Origin of the sequence: Cellvibrio sp. ARAG 10.3, assembly GCF_051846955.1 — a bacterium.
In the GTDB taxonomy this organism is placed as follows: domain Bacteria; phylum Pseudomonadota; class Gammaproteobacteria; order Pseudomonadales; family Cellvibrionaceae; genus Cellvibrio.
Map to the genome: position 1 here is coordinate 184,962 of NZ_JBPYCU010000004.1, position 18,314 is coordinate 203,275.

Annotated in this window: 13 protein-coding genes; 5 read left to right on the forward strand and 8 right to left on the reverse strand. The window is 51.7% G+C overall.

The window, feature by feature from the left end:
* Positions 1 to 15: 15 nt before the first annotated feature.
* Positions 16 to 489, reverse strand: a complete 474-nt coding sequence (locus tag ACSV5M_RS07260) for a DUF2271 domain-containing protein (RefSeq protein WP_439175253.1) — start codon at positions 487 to 489, stop codon at positions 16 to 18.
* On the opposite strand from ACSV5M_RS07260, the gene ACSV5M_RS07265 reads away from it, so the two are divergent.
* Entirely contained in the window at positions 443 to 550 is a 108-nt protein-coding gene (locus tag ACSV5M_RS07265) for a flagellar basal body protein (RefSeq protein ID WP_439175256.1), read from the forward strand. The genes ACSV5M_RS07260 and ACSV5M_RS07265 overlap by 47 nt on opposite strands.
* Here ACSV5M_RS07265 and ACSV5M_RS07270 read toward each other — a convergent pair.
* From ACSV5M_RS07270 to ACSV5M_RS07290, 5 genes are all read right to left on the reverse strand, one after another.
* Positions 547 to 1,170: a PepSY-associated TM helix domain-containing protein gene (locus ACSV5M_RS07270; protein WP_439175013.1), complete on the reverse strand. Its 624-nt coding sequence runs from the start codon at positions 1,168 to 1,170 to the stop codon at positions 547 to 549. The genes ACSV5M_RS07265 and ACSV5M_RS07270 overlap by 4 nt on opposite strands.
* Positions 1,171 to 1,175: 5 nt before the next feature.
* Positions 1,176 to 1,856, reverse strand: coding sequence for a Fe2+-dependent dioxygenase (locus tag ACSV5M_RS07275; RefSeq protein WP_439175015.1), 681 nt, complete (start codon positions 1,854 to 1,856; stop codon positions 1,176 to 1,178).
* A 14-nt stretch (positions 1,857 to 1,870) separates the two neighbouring features.
* Positions 1,871 to 4,219, reverse strand: coding sequence for a catecholate siderophore receptor Fiu (locus ACSV5M_RS07280; RefSeq protein ID WP_439175016.1), 2,349 nt, complete (start codon positions 4,217 to 4,219; stop codon positions 1,871 to 1,873).
* Between the two features lie 199 nt (positions 4,220 to 4,418).
* A complete protein-coding gene (gene nfuA, locus ACSV5M_RS07285) occupies positions 4,419 to 5,009 on the reverse strand; it encodes a Fe-S biogenesis protein NfuA (protein ID WP_439175018.1) in 591 nt (196 codons plus the stop codon).
* A gap of 114 nt (positions 5,010 to 5,123) precedes the next feature.
* The gene (locus tag ACSV5M_RS07290) at positions 5,124 to 6,155 is read right to left on the reverse strand and encodes an alpha/beta hydrolase (RefSeq protein WP_439175019.1); all 1,032 of its coding nucleotides are present in this window, start codon (positions 6,153 to 6,155) and stop codon (positions 5,124 to 5,126) included.
* Between the two features lie 223 nt (positions 6,156 to 6,378).
* Here ACSV5M_RS07290 and metH point away from each other — a divergent pair, with 223 nt between their 5' ends.
* The 3 genes from metH to ACSV5M_RS07305 all read left to right on the forward strand — a co-directional run bounded on the left by metH (position 6,379) and on the right by ACSV5M_RS07305 (position 11,606).
* Entirely contained in the window at positions 6,379 to 10,089 is a 3,711-nt protein-coding gene (gene metH / locus ACSV5M_RS07295) for a methionine synthase (RefSeq protein ID WP_439175022.1), read from the forward strand.
* A gap of 41 nt (positions 10,090 to 10,130) precedes the next feature.
* Positions 10,131 to 10,727, forward strand: coding sequence for a DUF6942 family protein (locus ACSV5M_RS07300; protein WP_439175024.1), 597 nt, complete (start codon positions 10,131 to 10,133; stop codon positions 10,725 to 10,727).
* A 138-nt stretch (positions 10,728 to 10,865) separates the two neighbouring features.
* Positions 10,866 to 11,606, forward strand: coding sequence for an alanine racemase (locus tag ACSV5M_RS07305; RefSeq protein ID WP_439175026.1), 741 nt, complete (start codon positions 10,866 to 10,868; stop codon positions 11,604 to 11,606).
* A gap of 19 nt (positions 11,607 to 11,625) precedes the next feature.
* Here ACSV5M_RS07305 and ACSV5M_RS07310 read toward each other — a convergent pair whose 3' ends face one another.
* Positions 11,626 to 12,087, reverse strand: a complete 462-nt coding sequence (locus ACSV5M_RS07310) for an adenylyltransferase/cytidyltransferase family protein (protein ID WP_439175027.1) — start codon at positions 12,085 to 12,087, stop codon at positions 11,626 to 11,628.
* Positions 12,084 to 13,055 (reverse strand): hypothetical protein, encoded by a 972-nt coding sequence (locus ACSV5M_RS07315; protein WP_439175029.1) that lies wholly within the window; start codon positions 13,053 to 13,055, stop codon positions 12,084 to 12,086. The genes ACSV5M_RS07310 and ACSV5M_RS07315 overlap by 4 nt, the downstream gene beginning before the upstream one ends.
* A 272-nt stretch (positions 13,056 to 13,327) precedes the next feature.
* Here ACSV5M_RS07315 and ACSV5M_RS07320 point away from each other — a divergent pair, with 272 nt between their 5' ends.
* Positions 13,328 to 17,953 carry a two-component regulator propeller domain-containing protein gene (locus tag ACSV5M_RS07320; RefSeq protein ID WP_439175030.1) on the forward strand — a complete coding sequence of 1,542 codons (4,626 nt, stop codon included), beginning with the start codon at positions 13,328 to 13,330 and terminating at the stop codon, positions 17,951 to 17,953.
* Positions 17,954 to 18,314 lie beyond the last annotated feature (361 nt).

Sequence of the window (18,314 nt, forward strand, 5' to 3'; positions counted from 1 at the left end):
GGAAAACGCTCAGCATCATGGGTTCAGTGTTAACTGAAATGCACCCAGTTCGTTTTTACCTTGCGTTTTTAAGGTTTCCGGTTTTTTTGGTGGCCACTGGAAGGGAATTTTTAATAATTCGCGTCCACCCACTTCACGGGCGGCTTCAAGAATCAGGGTATATTCACCGGCGTTTAATTTACCCAGCGGTTCGGCCCCTTCAGTAAAGGTAATGGTATGGGTGCCGGGCGCGCGGGTTGCGCCGCTGACGCCATCGATGGGCATATCCAGTTCGCGACCACTGCGACGCCACCATTGACGCATATCTTTCAGCCAATCTTCGCCTTTGTCTTCTTTCATCTCCACGTCATACCAGACGGCGAGGTTGATAACTTTTTTATCCTTATCCTCCACCCATAAGGCAGTGTAAGGACGATGGTATTCCGCCACATCCAGACGCGGAATTTCCAGTGAAACAGCCAACTCCCCCGCGCAAACAGCGGTAGACATAATGGCCAGCAACATTGCAAACAAACGCGAACCCATAATTCACTTCTCCATGAAACATTAATGAATAAACAGGATGGCCAGCAGGAGCGGGATAACCAATCCCAACCCCACCACCGGCCAGGTTGTCGGGCGACTGCCGGCATGGCGGTAGAGCAATACCAGGCCGGTGATACAAAAGATCACACACGCCACCGCAAACACATCAATAAACCAGAACCACACCACGCCGGTGTTGCGCCCTTTATGCAAATCGTTGAAGTAGGAAATCCACCCGCGTTCGGTTTTTTCGTAAAAGAGTTCACCGCTGGTGATATCGATCGTTAACCAGGCATCGCCACCGGGGCGCGGTAAAGACACATAAATTTCTTCATCACTCCATTCGGCCAACCGCTCCTGCGTGCGAATGCCGTGTTTCGCACTTAGCCATTGCACCAGGTTTTCCGGCAGCGGTGCTTTTTCTTCATCCGGTATCATCAGCTGCTGCAACAATTCATCCGGCACGTCCGCCTCAATGGTTTCGACGTGCGGCGTTACCTGAATTTGCGCCGCGTGATTGAGCGTAATGCCGGTAATGGCAAAGAGGAGCATGCCAATTAAACAGACGGCTGAACTGATCCAGTGCCATTGACGAACGGTGCCGAGCCAGATGAAACGCGCTGTCAGTTTATTTTTTTTATTCATCCGGTTTATACATCCGCCCATTGCCGCAGCAGGTTGTGATAGTGGCCAGTCAAACCGAGTACTTCCGTTGAATCACCGAGTTGCTGGCGCAATGACTGAATATTGCAATCCAGTTCGTGCAGCATGTTACGTTGCCAATCGTCACGCACCATGCTTTGCGTCCAGAAAAAGCTGCACAAGCGTTCACCCTGGGTGACAGGTTCCACTTTGTGCAGACTCGAGGAGGGGTACAGAATGACATCACCGGCCGGCAGTTTTACTTCATGAACGCCGTAAGTATCCTGCACGACCAGTTCACCACCTTGGTAGTCACCGGGTTCCGTTAAAAATAGTGTGGTGGAAAGATCTGTGCGCAAACTGAGGGTGCTGAACGGCAGTTGCCGAACAGCACCGTCCACATGGAACCCATAATGTTCGCCGCCGCTATAGGCATTAAACAGCGGCGGTACCGACCGCAGGGGTAAAGCGGCAGACATAAACAACGGATTAGCGTACAACCGCTGCAGGATCAGTTCGCCCAACTCGCGCCCGACGGGCGATTCAACTGGCAGTTGGCGATTGCGTTTGACCTGTGCCCCCTGCGGACCCACGGTCGCCCGGCCATCAACCCATTCGATTTCCGCCAGACGCCTTCGGCATTCCATAACCTCGGCCTTGCTCAGTATTTCGGGTATGTGAATTAACATAAAACCCCTCCTGATCAGAACCGCAAATCCGCACTGAGGAGGAAGGTACGAGACATGCCCGGGTTGTAGCGATAACCACTCTTGTTAATGGCCGCGACATATTCTTTATCGGCCAGGTTGTATGCGTTTAATCGGACGGTCAGGTTGTCGGCTACCTCGTAAGACACAACAGCATCAAACACCGTGTACGACTCAGTGATAGCCGGTGTACCAACAGCACCGTCGGTACCTCTGTGCAGGCCGGCCGTGTAGCGAGCGCCGCCGCCAATAGTCAGGCCGAAGGGGAAGCGGTAGCTGGTCCAGCTGGTGAAGGCTTCGTCGGGGGTATAGGTCAGGTTATTGGTGCCGTCCGCTGCCACCTCCGGTCCATTTTCCACTTCGGTGTTCATGCTGGTATAACCGGCGGTGATTTGCCAATGTTCCGTAATGTTGCCGACCGCAGACAGCTCGATACCCTCAACCACTTTCTCACCTGATTGGGTCGGATTGCCCTGATCATCCAGGTCTTGTGAATTGATTTCATTGGTAATGTCCGTGCGGAACAATGCGAGATTTAAGGACAAAGCGTCTTCATACACATCCCACTTGGTACCCACCTCAAGGGTTTCAGCTTTTTGTGGATCCAGGTTCGGGTTATTGGCATTGCTCGCTGAATCACTCAGCTGAAAGTTTGTGCCACCGGGTGGTTGTTGCGAAATAGCGACATTGGCATAAAGACTGGCAACCTCCACCGGCTTGTACACTGCGCCCAGCTTCCAGTTAACCAGGGTGTCTTCTGCTTCGCCGTCAAATGTATTGACGATGCTACCGACCGGCGCGCCGTTGCATGGCACCGCGCCACGACCCGTGCCGTTGTTGCAGATAGCATTGCTGCTGTATTCCGTCTTATAGCGATCGGCACGTACGCCGCCCGTCACCAGGAATTGCTCGCCGAATTTCAGGGTATCGAAGACATAAAACGACACAGTGTCGGTCTGGCCTTCGCTGTTGGCGCCACTGCGCGATGCGGTCAGGTCGCCGGTGTCGCTCCAGTCGGGATTATAGAGATTAGCCGCCGGGCGGCTGCCCGTGCTGGCAACGCCGTAGCTGATTTGTTCTTCCCGTGTCAGTTCCACGCCGGTGCTCAGGTTGTGCTCGATATTGCCCGTGGTGAAATCAACACGCAGGTTGAGTTGATTGGTCAGGATCTCATTGGTGACGTCTTTAAACGTATTGTTGCCGCGTGTCAGGGTATAGGTAGACAAATCGTTTACATCAGTCCAGCGGATGTTGCCGGTTGGATTGCCCTCACCGTCTACCGCTCCCGTACTCATGAACGCGCTGAGCAAATAATCTTGCTCGGTCTCGCCCCAGCGCAGGCTGTTGGTCACGGTTAGGTTATCAGTCAGATCGTGTTCGATACGCAGTGTTGCCATCTTGGCCGTGACGTCATCGTGATCAGCACGGGTACCGTAAAAGTTGTTTGGGTCCACCGGGTTGCCCACGAGTTGCTCAAGCCCCGGTTGTGGCTCCCAATGAGGTAGGCCCACGGTCGGAACATAACCATCCGGGATGTTTTCCTGTTTTACATACAACAGGTTCACGTAAGTGCGGGTTGCGCCGTCCAACCCAAAACCCAGAGACGGGGCAATACCGATGCGCTTGTTGTTCACATGATCGCGACCGGCAACATCACTGTCCTGCCACATCAGATTTAACCGCAACGCACTGCCGGGTACGGCCAAGGTCTGGTTGATATCCGCCGTTACGCGATTCTGTTCGTCAGTGCCGGTGGTAACCGTACCGGAAATTGCATCTTCCAGATAAGCCTGTTTGCTGACCAGGTTGATAGCCCCGGTGGGTGCACTTCGTCCGTTATCGGTGCCGGCCGGCCCCTTTGCAACTTCAACTTGTTCAATATTGAACAGATCGCGTGAGATCGAACCCAGGTCCCGGATGCCGTCCACAAACAGACTGCTTGAGGTGTCAAAGCCGCGCATATAAATCGCATCACCCGTTGTGGTGTTACCGTTCTCACCCGCATAAAAAGTGCCCACACCGGCGCTGTTACGCAATGCTTCTGTCAGCGTGGTTGCACCTTGCTGGGTAAATACCTGGTTAGTAATCACCTGGATGGTTTGCGGCGTGTCACGGAGTGGCTGCGTGAATTTTGGGGAGCTGGCCGTATCAGCCTTGTAGGGTGATGCAACGGCGTCAGCCTCGATCTTCACGGTATTTAAGGCTTTTGGTGACTCATCCTGAGCGATAGCCAACCCCGACGAGGCCAATAACATGGCAGAAGACAAGGCGGTGGTGGTCAGTCGTGTGATGGAAGAATGTTTCTTTGAGACGATGTGTGTGGCGGCGGGTTTGGATGAGTTCATGATGATCCCTTAAATAATAATGAGACGCAAAGAAGAATAATGCGCGCATATTATCGAGAATCATTTACAACATCAATGATAATTATTCTCAAATACAAGAAATTTATGTGCCAGAGGAAAACGCCGAAGAAGAAGCTTGAAAACAGGCTCTGACGGGAAGGCACCGCCAATCAGCGGTGCCTCTTAAATAGAAAAATAGCTAGATATACGCGTTTGAACGATCCGTATGATCCGTCACGTCACGGATGCCTTTTAATTCGGGTAGTTTGTCCATCAGCTGTACTTCGATACCCTGCTTGAGCGTCACCGCCACCGCGCCACAACCCTGGCAGCCACCGCCGAATTTGAGTACGGCAATCATATCCTCGGTCACTTCAACCAGGCTGACATTGCCACCGTGAGCGGCGAGGCTGGGGTTAACGTCGTTGTACAGCACGTAATTGATACGGTCTTCCAGCGGGCTGTCGTCAGTCACCCGTGGCATCTTGGAGTTGGGCGCGCGGATGGTGAGCTGGCCACCCATGCGATCCGGCGAATAATCTACTTTGGCCTCATCCAGATACGGCAAACTGCGGCCTTCAAAGTAGGCTTTGAAGCCATTGAGCTGGACAATCTCGTCACCCTCCTTTTCTTCACCGGGGCGACAATAGGCAATACAGGTTTCCGCCTGTGGTGTGCCCGGACTGGCCACGAACATCCGGATGCCGATGCCGTCGTTATCCTTCTGTTTGTCCAGTAACTCTTTGAGATACTGCTGGGCCGATTCGGTGATTTCTACGTTAACACTCATACCTGCTGCTTAACCCCGGATTACCTGATTAATTTAGTCGGGTATTCTACTGTAAAGCCACCGGCTAAAACACCATGAATTTGCAATCAGGCTGATAGTCAGGATCAAACGCCATCAGCGCAAGGTTTTACGCAGGAACACCAGCATGTCGTCCAGCACCGGGACTGCATCCCTCTCAAAACAGGTCCCTGCATGCGTGTTGCAGCCACCGTCCATAAACCCATGGGCGCGACCGGGATAAATCTTATAGGTTACCGGCTGGTCAGCCTTTTTCAGCAGTTCCACATAGTGCCCTACCATTGCCGGAGTCGTGAGCGTGTCATTTTCAGCGACGTGGATAAACTGCGGGGGCAAGGGATAATCCTTGGCGTCCGGAATGTTGTAGATCGGCGAAACAGCTTTGTAGTACTCGGGGTGATCCACAACGTTGATGTCATTACCGAAGATGCCGCGCGGCTCAGCCTTGGCGAATTGCCAGAACATATTGGACGGCTTCTCAAAACCCCCTTTCACCGCTTCATAGAGATCAAAGGCGCCATAACTGATGATGGCCGCCTGCACCTTCAAGCCATCACGCTTCGCTACTTTTTCGGCAGTCTTGCCTTTGGGCAGGTAGGTCGGCTTAAACCCTAGCGTCTTTCCTTTGAAACCATTGCTTTCCAGTTTGCGGCCGCTCATCAGGATCATGGCCGCCAAATGCCCACCGGCACTGTCACCCGTAATGGCGATGCGAGTGGGGTCACCCTGGTAGCGCGAGATATGATCCTTAACCCACAGCAATCCGCCAAAGGCGTCTTCCACCATCTGGTTCAGGGTTGTGGTGTTGTGGTTATCCGGCAACAGCCGGTAGTTCATATTCGCCACCACAAACTCGCCGTGCGAGGCGATATATTCGGACATAGCGGTCATCGGGGAATTGTCGTTAATCAGCCACCCGCCGCCGTGATAGATCACCAGCACCGGATACGCCTTTTTACCTGTTTGAGGAACGTAGATATCCAGCGTCAGCGGAATACCTTCGGGTTGAGCCCAGTGCACCGCCTTGTGAACCTGGAACTCATGGGTTTCTGCGGCCGCGGCCCAGGGGGCAAGCAAGGCCAGCAATACGCCCAAAAAAAGGGTGCGGACAAGATTATTGTTATTCATGGTGAGACTCCGTGGGTTGGGCACAACAGGGATCAGTTAACGCGTAATACCTCAAGGATAGTCAACCCGCTAGGTTAGTTCTATGGAATACGAAGACCTTGTGACATTTGTAATATCCGCGTCTGCCCCCTTTATCTGGTAGAATCGCGGGCATTTTTTTGATCAACTTTCTTTCCAGCCGACTGGTTTTCCAGCCGGGCTACGCGACATATACAGGTTTTTCATGAGCATATCCCCCGAGCGTCAGGCCCATATCGCCGCCCTTCACCAAGCCATTCAACAACGCATCCTGATCCTGGATGGCGGCATGGGCACCATGATCCAGAGTTACAAATTAAAAGAAGCGGATTATCGCGGCGAGCGTTTCGCTAATTACCACATGGATATTGCCGGCAATAACGACCTGCTCTGTATCACCAAGCCGGATGTGATTCGTGACATCCAGCGCGCCTACCTGGATGCCGGTGCCGATATTCTTGAAACCAATACCTTCAACTCCACGCGTATTTCCATGGCGGATTACGACATGGAGGATCTGAGCCACGAATTAAATTTTGCGGCCGCCAAACTGGCCCGTGAATTATGCGATGAAGTCACGGCATTGAATCCAGCCAAGCCGCGTTTCGTTGCCGGCGTGCTCGGGCCGACCAGTCGCACCTGTTCCATTTCGCCCGATGTGAACGACCCCGGCGCGCGCAACGTCACTTTTGATCAATTGGTTGAAAATTATCTGGAATCGGTTGATGGCCTGGTCAAGGGCGGTGCAGATTTAATTCTGATTGAAACCATCTTCGATACATTGAACGCGAAAGCGGCGGTGTTCGCGGTAAAACAATACTTTGATCAAATCGGCTTTGAATTACCGATCATGATTTCCGGCACCATTACCGACGCCTCTGGCCGCACCCTATCCGGCCAAACCACCGAAGCCTTTTATAATTCCCTCGCCCACGCGCAAGCCTTCAGCATGGGCTTGAACTGCGCATTGGGCGCAAAGGAATTACGCCAATACGTGCAGGAATTATCGCGCGTGGCAGGCTGCTACGTGTCGGCTCACCCCAACGCCGGTCTGCCCAATGAATTTGGTGAATACGATCAAACGCCGGCAGAAATGGTGGCAATTGTTGAAGAGTTCGCCGCGAGCGGCTTTTTGAATATTATCGGCGGTTGTTGCGGCACCACACCGGAACACATCAAGGCCATTGCCGATGCCGTGGCCAAATACCCACCGCGCCCGCTTCCCGATATCGAACCGGCCTGCCGTTTATCCGGCCTTGAACCCTTCAACATCACCAAGGATTCCTTATTTGTAAACGTTGGCGAGCGTTGTAACGTGACGGGCTCGGCGCGCTTTAAACGTTTGATTGTAGAAGAAGACTACTCCACCGCACTGGAAGTCGCCCTGGAGCAAGTTGAAAACGGCGCGCAGGTGATCGATATCAACATGGACGAAGGCATGCTCGATGCCGAAAAAGCCATGGTGCGTTTCTTGAATTTAATTGCCGGTGAGCCGGATATCGCGCGCGTGCCGATCATGGTGGACTCTTCCAAGTGGGAAGTGATTGAAGCCGGCCTGAAATGTATTCAGGGCAAACCCATCGTCAACTCCATCAGCTTGAAAGAAGGCGAAGCAGAGTTCCTGCACAAGGCCAAATTGTGCATGCGCTATGGCGCCGCCGTGGTGGTCATGGCGTTCGATGAAACCGGCCAGGCCGATACCCAGGCGCGCAAACAGGAAATTTGTGAACGTTCTTATCGTTTGTTGGTGGACACGCTTGGCTTCCCACCGCAAGACATTATCTTCGACCCGAATATCTTTGCGGTCGCAACAGGTATTGAAGACCACAACAATTACGCCGTGGATTTTATTGAAGCCACGCGCTGGATTCGCACCCACCTGCCCCACGCCGGAGTTAGTGGCGGCGTGTCCAACGTGTCCTTCTCATTTCGCGGCAACAACCCGGTGCGCGAAGCCATTCACTCGGTGTTTTTGTATTACGCCATCAAAGCCGGCATGAATATGGGTATCGTTAACGCCGGCCAGCTGGCGGTGTACGACGATCTACCCAAAGAACTGAAAGACAAGGTTGAAGATGTGATTCTCAACCGCACCGCCAACGGCACTGAAGCGCTGCTGGAGATTGCGGGAAAATATCGCGGCGACGGTTCCACCGGCGAGAAAAAGGAAGACCTGGAATGGCGCAGCCTGCCCATTGCAAAACGGATTGAGTATGCCTTGGTAAAAGGTGTGTCCACCTACATCGAAGCCGATACGGAAGAAGCGCGACAATTCTATCCGCGGCCATTAGATGTGATCGAAGGGCCGCTAATGGACGGCATGAACGTGGTAGGCGATTTGTTCGGCGCCGGCAAAATGTTCTTGCCACAAGTCGTAAAATCCGCACGCGTGATGAAACAATCGGTGGCCTATTTACAGCCGTTTATCGAAGCGGAAAAAACGGAAGCCTCCAAGCCCAACGGCAAGATCCTGATGGCTACCGTAAAAGGTGACGTGCATGACATCGGCAAGAATATTGTTGGTGTGGTGTTGCAATGCAATAACTTCCAGGTCGTCGACCTGGGCGTTATGGTCCCCTGCGACAAAATTCTGGAAACTGCTGTGCGCGAAAACTGCGACATCATCGGCTTATCCGGTTTGATTACCCCATCGCTGGATGAAATGGTATTTGTCGCACGCGAGATGGAGCGTTTGGGCATCGACAAACCGCTCATGATCGGCGGCGCAACAACATCCAAGGCCCACACGGCGGTGAAGATCGATCCAGCCTTCAAACTGAACCAGGTTGTGTATGTTCCCGACGCATCGCGTGCCGTCGGCGTTGCCAGCACGCTGTTGTCTGATGAACTGCGTCCGAAATTTGTCAACGACCTTAAACAGGAATACATCGAAGTACGCGAGCGCAACGCCAACCGTAAACCCCGCGGCACCGTGCGCACCTACCCCGAAGCTATCGACAAAGGATTAAAACTCGATTGGGAAAACTATACTCCGCCGACCCCGGAATTTATCGGCATCAAAGTGTTTGAAGATTATGATTTGAATACCCTGGTCGATTTTATTGATTGGACACCCTTCTTTATCAGCTGGGACCTGGCAGGCAAATACCCGAAAATACTCAACGACGAGATTGTCGGTGAAGCGGCGCGCAACCTGTTTGACGACGCCCAAAAAATGCTGCGCAAACTGATCGATGAAAAACTGATTCGCGCTAATGGCGTTATTGGTTTCTGGCCAGCGAATACTGTTAATCACGATGACATCGCCGTTTACGATGCAAACGGAAAACAAATTTCAACCCTGCATCACATTCGCCAGCAACATCTTAAACAAGGCATGGAAACCAAACCGCACTTCTCACTGGCAGATTTCGTCGCCCCCAAAGAAAGCGGCAAACAGGATTACGTCGGCGGCTTTGCGGTAACTGCCGGCATCGGCGCCGAAGAGCTTGCCAAGCAATATCAAAATGCTGGCGACGACTACAACAGCATCATGGTCAAAGCGCTTGCAGATCGCTTGGCCGAAGCCTTTGCCGAACATATGCACCAACGGGTGCGTAAAGAGTTCTGGGGTTATGACCGCGCGGAAAATTTATCGAACGACGATCTAATTAAAGAACAATACAAAGGCATCCGCCCCGCCCCCGGCTACCCCGCCTGCCCGGATCACACGGAAAAAGCCACACTCTTCACATTGCTCGACGCCGAGAAAAATACCGGCATCACCCTCACCGAGCATTTCGCCATGCTCCCCACCGCCGCCGTATCCGGCTGGTATTTCTCGCACCCTGAATCTGATTATTTCCCTACCGGAAAAATAGAGAAAGACCAGGTGGAAAGTCTGGCAGAAAGAAAGGGGATGAGTGTGGAGGAGCTGGAACGGTGGTTGAGTCCGGTGTTGGCGTATGAGCCGTAAGGCGTAATCATTAAAAAAGGGAAATGTCGCGGCATCACCCATTGGGCGCATTACATCATGAATGTGCCCACTATGTTTATATTCTGGAAAATAATGTGACTGAAATAAACTTTTCTCCGGTCGGTTTTGGCACGGACGAAAGTCCAATTAAAATCTACATCGCCAATCGCCCGCCCATCGATGATTATCCCAGGATGAATGAACTGCGCGGGTTTGTGCCGGGTGAAATAGATCACATTGTCAGGCATACCAGTAATCACTGGCGAAAGGTTTTTAACGTATACGCAAAGTTTCTTTTTGATTGGGAAAATAGCAGGGAAACTGCTACCGGTGGTACCGATTTACCGGATACCTGGCAAGCCTACCGGGACACACGACTTTTTCAACCGGCATCTATTGCCGCTTTGTTATTTAGCATACCGCAAGTTCATGCAAAACACAGTACCTTCCACCTCGTCGCGGGTAAAACTTACGCCGCCACACTCGATCTGCCACCATTGACCTGGCTCGATAATCATTTTGCGATAAATGAGAACCACCGCGTAATCGTGACACCCTACCCTGACTATCGTCAGCTCTCCAATGCGCGAATAGCCACACTGATCGCCTTAATGGAAACTGTTAGTCAGCGCACATAAAACGCGGATAAAAGCTGCCTTCAGCATAATTGGAAAATGTTTCGACACTGTGACATTTTTTGTTTCGCAAGAAAATTTTTTGGTGTAGATTCGAATCGTGTGTCCGCGTGTTTCTTATTTTCATAGAGGACTATGATCATGGAATGCTTGGCAATATCCTTACCTCATTATGAATCACTGCAGGAACGTTACACCAACTTCATGAACCAACCCAACATCCGGCACTTTGTTGGTGCAGGTGGGCTTGTCACCATTGCGGCCGAAGCGCGTCGCTTTGGGGAAATTGAGGCCTTGGCGCACGCAGGGCATCGGCATTTCGCCGAAAAATATTGGCAGGAAAGTGAAAAAAAATATGTGCACCCGCACAATTTGCACCTGCACTATTTTGGGGTTTTACAATCCAATAAAATCCGCCGCATCATGCAACACTTTCATCATATTGAAGGTATCGCGAGCATACGCCAGGCCGATATTGTTGCGCGGTTACTTAAAGAAGAACCTGAGTCATTGGCAACACAACAATTTTTTGTGCAACTGAATATCGGTAAGGAAGCCAGCAAAAACGGCATCGCGCCTGAGCTTGCACCGGATTTAATCGAACACTGCCTCATCCTGAATCTTCCCATCACCGGTTTAATGACCATCCCGCCCAAAACTGATGCACCGGCGCCCCACTTTACAGCATTGCGCAAGCTCGCTGATCACTATGGGTTGCCGCATTGTCAAATGGGCTTCAGTAAAGATTATGCGATTGCGATTGACTGTGGTGCCACGCATCTGCGGATCGGCACTGCCATTTGGGGAGAAAAATATCCGACAGGATATAAAACAACGACCACCTCGGCTGCGTTTAAACAGGAAGCTATTTTATTTTCTTAATAATGCTGACCTAGCTGACCTAGCATGACACTTGAGTGAGGTCATGACGTTCAAGTGATGTTTCCGCCTGTTGCAAACGTTGTTGTACACGCTGTATCAGCCCGGTAGTGGAAACTCCATCCGTGTAGGACAATATACCCAACATATGATCAGGCAGGTCCGGACAATCCCGTCGCTTGGTCACAACTTCTTCTGTACCACAGCATGCAAACGCGTAGATGGCGTAGCCTTTTTGCTGCATAAATTCCGGCGTGATAATACGCGGACCATCTTCAACAACTTCATCCACATAACGACAAGCTGCCACCACAGCCAGCCGCTCCGCCTGGCTCATTACCGGCTGCCGTTTGAACGACGTGACACGATCATCACTCACCACATGCACAACCAGGCGATCACCCAGTGCCCGCGCGTTGCGTAAAAAATTGACATGACCGGGATGAAATAAATCGGCGACCATCTTGGTATAAATGATTTTCATGATACCTGTCCTATGATCAGTTCCTGCCAGAATGGACTGTGCGCGTAGCGACTCTTTCCTATCGCCATCAAACGCATCACCGTATGCAAACGATTTCGATACAAGCTGTATGCCAATTCGCGCGCGAGACAATATTCGACAATAGGCTGGCTGAAATCCGTCAGGGGTGAGGTTAACACCCAGTGATGGTAGTCCGCCTTGTGGCGCCAATCCTGATAATTTTCGGTCAGGAAGGCTTTCGGATTCTCCGGAATCCACGCGGTAATTCCCTGAAACTCCGCACGCGTTAGTGTGAAGGCGGTACGGTTGCGAATCAGTAAATGGCCGTAGCATTCCGCAAAGGTTTGCAGTTTGCCTTCGTGTGGATGGAAGAAAATAATATCCACCGGAATTTCTGTGCCGGGTACGGTAACTTTTAATCGGCAAGGCCAGGGATCGGGTTGATGGCTGTCGATGTGATAGCCCATTTTCTTCAGGATCGCGTGAACCTGATTACAGCTGTGTTCCTGTAATAAAATACCGATGTCCAGATCAGCATCATGCTGCATAAAATCCCCTTCACGCAAAAAACCTAACAACACACCAAAACATAAAAAAGGCCGCACACCTTGTGCTTCCAGATCGGCGAGGACTTTAGTCAGTGCGCGATGTTTTTCTGTGCGAGTGAATTGCGCCAAGGGCGGTGTATAGGGACGCAGGGCTTCAGCACTAACGCTGACCGGCCGGCTTGCCAGGCGATTGATGTGCGCGAACAATAAATCGCGCGCAACCTCGGGATGGCCTGACGCGGCCAGCGCATCATAAAAAAAATGGCTGAGTTTGCGGTAACTAAAACCTTCCAGCAATTGAATTTGCCAACGCACCAGACTCGGACGCTTTAACCAAAGCGCCGGGGCCAACAACCACTGTGACCCCTTGTGGGCCAGCCTGGTTAAGGTGAGGTGTTGCGTGGGGGTCAGTATGCTCATGCCGCTCCTGTTTCCAGTGTGTGTCTGTAGGTAAACAACACCAAAGGGAAATTCAATATAACGTGGCGCTTCCCGGGAATTCAACCGCAGGACCCAGCTTTGTTAATTAGCTAACCAAGGGCTCCGCCAAACATTCCCAGAATCGAACGCAACGCACGCGAGAAAAGCAGCAACCTGGTCTACACTGTGTGAAGGTTCCGACGTCCTGACGCTGTGCGGAAACCCTGGCTGAGACAGCTTGAATATAAGATAGTGAGAAACGAGGTTTTTTGGTGATAAGACTATTGTTTGGCATCCGCTTGTTGCGCCGGCCAAATGCATCGGATGAATTCAGATTGCCGGGGTTTCTCTCGCGCTCTAACGCCCACACAACAACACGCCGCGCCATACAGGGTTTGCTTCTGACGCTGCTGCTTACCGCTACCGCGTCAGCTGCGCAGACGTCTGCCTCACCCACACCACCACCGAATTTAATCTTCCGGCATATCCTTCCCGCCGTGACCGAAACGCTCGGACTGGTTGATAGCATCCATCAGGATGCCCAGGGATTTATGTGGTTCGGAGGCGACAACGGCCTGGCGCGTTACGACGGTTATGAACTCAAGGTGTACCGCCATCAGGAAAATAATCCGCGCAGTATCAGCTCCAATACCATCCACCATTTATTGCGCACCCGCAGCGGCCAATTATGGATTGCCACCAGTGCCGGATTGAGTCGTTACAACCCCACCACCGACGATTTTTCGCGTTACAACATCGCCAGTCAGGCCGGAAACTCAAATGACGTCCGCGATATGCTGGAGGATCGTCAGGGTCGCTTGTGGCTGGCCAGCACCAGCGGCTTTTACCATTTTAATCCCGAAGAACAAACAACCCAGGCTATCCACGATTCCGCCTTGCCGGAAGAGCCTGACCTTGAACGCATGGCCTGGGCAATTGCGGAGGACCATGAAGGCATATTGTGGATTGGCTACAATGCCCGCGGCGTTACCCGTTTTAATCCGGACAACAATCAGTTTCGTCATTATCGCCACAATCCCGATAACGCGCCCGCCTCCGCCCCCAAAACCCATTCCGGCCTGACCCACAACAGCGTGCGCGAATTGTTTGTCGACAGCCATAACCGATTGTGGGTCGGCACCTTGGGTGGCGGCCTGCATCGCTATGATCGCACCAATGATCGTTTTATTGCGGTGCAACATCACAGCGGCGAGAAAAGTGACGCGGTGCTGGATATCAACGAAGATCAACAAGGATTAATCTGGCTCGGCGACGGGACCTCTCTGCATATTTTCAATCCCGACAATAATGACTATTCGCGCTTTCGTTTTTCTGAAGCCAACCCTACCGGCCCCGGCAACCATGTGGTGCGCAGTATTTATCGCGATACTAACCAGGATCTGTGGATCGGTTATTTTCCTTCCGGTGTCGACATGGTCGACAAACGCGCGTCGGTGTTTAATAACTACGGCCACAACCCTCACAACGCCAACAGCGTGGCTGATGGGGGCATCCTGGCGGGGTTTGAGGACCAACAAGGTAACCTGTGGGTCGGTGCGGGCTTTGGCTTGAATTATTTTGAGCGGGACACACAAACCTTTACCCGTTTTGTGCACGATCCCGATGATCCCCACAGCATCAGTGGCAGCACAGTGTTATCCATTGTGGAAGATGCGCAGCAAACCCTGTGGGTGGGCACCTGGGACCGCGGTTTGAATCGCCGCGATAAGGGCAGTGACAAATTTATTCATTATCTCCCCGATGCAAAAAAGACGGGCACCCTGGTGGGCCGTGAAGCCTGGGATGTCGTGATTGATCGCGAAGGCACGTTATGGGTTGTCACCGAAGAAGCACTGAACCGCTATCATCCCGACAGCGACAACTTCACCAGTTACCTGCCCGAACGCGAACAACTGAATGGCGATGCCAAACTCTTTGGCCGTGTCTTGCTTGAGGATAGCCAGAACAATTTGTGGGTGGGCGGCGTGCATGGCCTTTTCCTGTTTGATCGTGTCAGCGGTCAGTTCACAGCGCATTATCAGAAAGATGAAAATAAACCCGCGTCAATACGCAATAACTTTGTCTGGACGATCTTTGAAGATAGTCGGAATCAATTGTGGATCGGCACCAACGGCGGCGGCCTGCATCGGCTGGACCGGGACACCAATGAATTTATTCATTACGGTATCGCTGAAGGCATGGTCGACCAGGTAGTCACCGGGATAGAAGAAGATGAGCAGGGTTATTTATGGCTGAGCACCTTAAAGGGGCTATCGCGCTTCGACCCGCGTGAGAATAGCTTCCGCCACTACGACAGCAACAGCGGCTTGAGCGGTAATTTATTCAACCGTAACACACCCATACGGTTGCGCACCGGTGAATTATTTTTTGGTAACAGCAAAGGGTTTACGTTGTTTCGCCCGCAGGATCTCGATGTGAATCCGGTCAAGCCACCGGTTGTGCTGACAGATTTTCTGGTGTTCAATCAGCCTGTTGCTATTGGCGAAGAATCTCCTTTGCGTAAATCCATCAACACCACCAGCAGCATCACGCTGAAACACGATCAGTCGGTTTTTTCGTTTGAATTTGCTGCGTTAAATTTTCGCTCCCCTGAATCGAACCAGTATGCATACTTTCTGGAAGGCTTCGATAATGGTTGGAACCACGTCGGCGTTAGACACAGCGCCACTTACACCAACCTCAGCCCCGGCACTTATGTGTTCCATGTAAAAGCGTCAAATAACGATGATGTGTGGAATGACGCTGGCACTGCTGTCACCTTGCATATCCTGCCGCCGCTATGGCGCACCTGGTGGGCCTATACTTTGTATATCCTGGTGATCGCCGGCTTGATTTACTGGTTTATTCATACACAACAAATCAAGCTGGCTTACGAACGAAAAAAAGTTGAGCAGGAGCGGTCGCTGGTTAAACGCTTGCAGGCGCTGGATAAAATGCGCGATGACTTTCTTGCCAACACCTCCCACGAATTGCGTACGCCTTTGCATGGCATTATCGGTTTGGCACAATCGTTATTGGACGGCGTGACCGGCAAATTACCGGAAGCCACCCGACAAAACCTGGCCATGATTGTCAGCAGCGGCAAACGCCTGGCGAATCTGGTCAATGACATTCTTGATTTTTCCAAACTCAAAAACCACAACGTCAAATTGCATCCACGAATGCTCGATTTTTATACCTTGGTAGAAACGGTGCTGGCCTTATCGCGCCCGCTGGTGGGTGACAAGCCACTGGTGCTGCGCAATAACATACCTCGTGACCTGCCCGGTATTTATGCCGATGAGGATCATCTGATCCAGATCATGCACAACCTGATCGGTAACGCCATCAAATTTACAGACCAAGGTGAAGTAACCATTACCGCCCACATTGACGGGGGCAATTTACAGGTCAAGGTAATGGACACCGGTAGTGGTATTCCTACCGAACAACTCGATACCATCTTTGAAGCCTTTCACCAGGTAGAAGATTCCGTTCGTCGCACCCAGGCGGGTACCGGTTTAGGGCTATCGATCACACGTAAACTCATCGAGCTTCACGGTGGTCAGGTGTTTGTGACCTCGAAGCCGGGAAGCGGATCGGAATTCGGGTTTACCCTGCCATGGCAAGCGCGCAGCATTGATTATGCAGATCCTACGCCTTCGGTAGAAGACACCCTGGCGTTCGAAGAGTTGATTGAACAACCAAGCCACACAGAAACCAACCTGACGGCATTTCATCAGCAACTTGCTGAGGATTTTATCGCCCGCATCTTGATCGTGGATGATGATGCGGTGAATCGCAAAGTGCTGTGCAATTATCTATCGCTTAAACAATATCAGGTTCTGGAAGCCAGCAGCGGAAAAGAGGCTATTGAGCTGATTCAGCGTGAGCAACCAGTGGACCTGGTGCTGCTGGATATCATGATGCCGCACCTGTCCGGTTACGATGTATGCCAGACCTTACGCCAACAGTTTTCGGCGCAGGAACTGCCGATTATTTTCCTCACCGCACGAACCCAATTGCAGGATCTCGTCACGGCCTTCTCCCTCGGAGCCAACGATTTTTTACATAAACCGGTTGCGCGTGAAGAATTGCTGGCACGGGTTCATACACATTTGCAATTGCTGGATATCCACCGTCACCTGGATAAAAAAGTGGCCGAGCGCACCGCGGAGCTTGATCAAAAGAACCAGCATTTAAAGCAGATGCAAATGCACCTGCAGGAAATTAATCGCAAACTGGAAGAAGCCAGCCTCACCGATCCCTTGACCGGCTTGCGCAACCGGCGCTTCCTCAACAAATTTATCGGCGCAGATACCGCCATCGTCGCACGCAATTACGTCAATGCCCAAGCCAATAGTACTGGCGCCATTCCTGCTGATAGCGATCTGGTTTTTATGCTACTCGATCTGGATCACTTCAAACACATCAACGATGAATACGGCCACGCAGCAGGTGATCAGGTACTGCAACAATTGAGCGGCGTTCTGCGCGAGGTGTTGCGCGAATCCGATTACCTGATTCGCTGGGGCGGCGAGGAATTTTTGTTAGTAATGCGCTTCTGTGCGCGCAAGCAAGCGATCGAAATGGCCGAACGTATCCGCCAAACGATTGCGCAGCATGCTTTTGTTATTGAATCCGGCTCTGATTTAACCATCACCTGTTCCATCGGTTTTGCGGCTTATCCCTTTTATACCGACAAACCTGCGGGTTTGTCCTGGGAACATACCATCGACATTGCCGACCGCGCGCTCTATACCGCCAAACAGAGCGGACGCAATTGTTGGATCGGCGTGGAGCCTGGCAGCAAAGGGATTGATTCGCCGCTGCTACATAGCGATGAATTACTTTCTGCTGAACAACAAGGAAAAATCTGTGTGCTGCGCCGGCCATAGCCGGCGTTCAATGACATTCTTTTCAACAAACCCGCAACCAATCTGTTTTCCTTTCCGCAGTTTTCCCTCGCATGGGTTGACAAGCACCACATAAAAGCAATAGCTTTGATGGACAACGTTGTCAATAAAAATTCATCGGGATTTAACGCAATTTTTATCGCTTGATGTGTTTTTTAAGACAGCGTTGTCATCGCATTTCCACGTTTTATGTGCGGCACGTTTTTGTCACTGTTCGACAAGAGTCTGCGCACAGGGAAACGCCGTTTTACCTCTCCAACGCTTGCATCTTTGTCATCGGCCAATGGTGGTAGGCAATGACCTGCCGTGATCGGGCGTTTATCAAAAAAACGTAAATAATAAG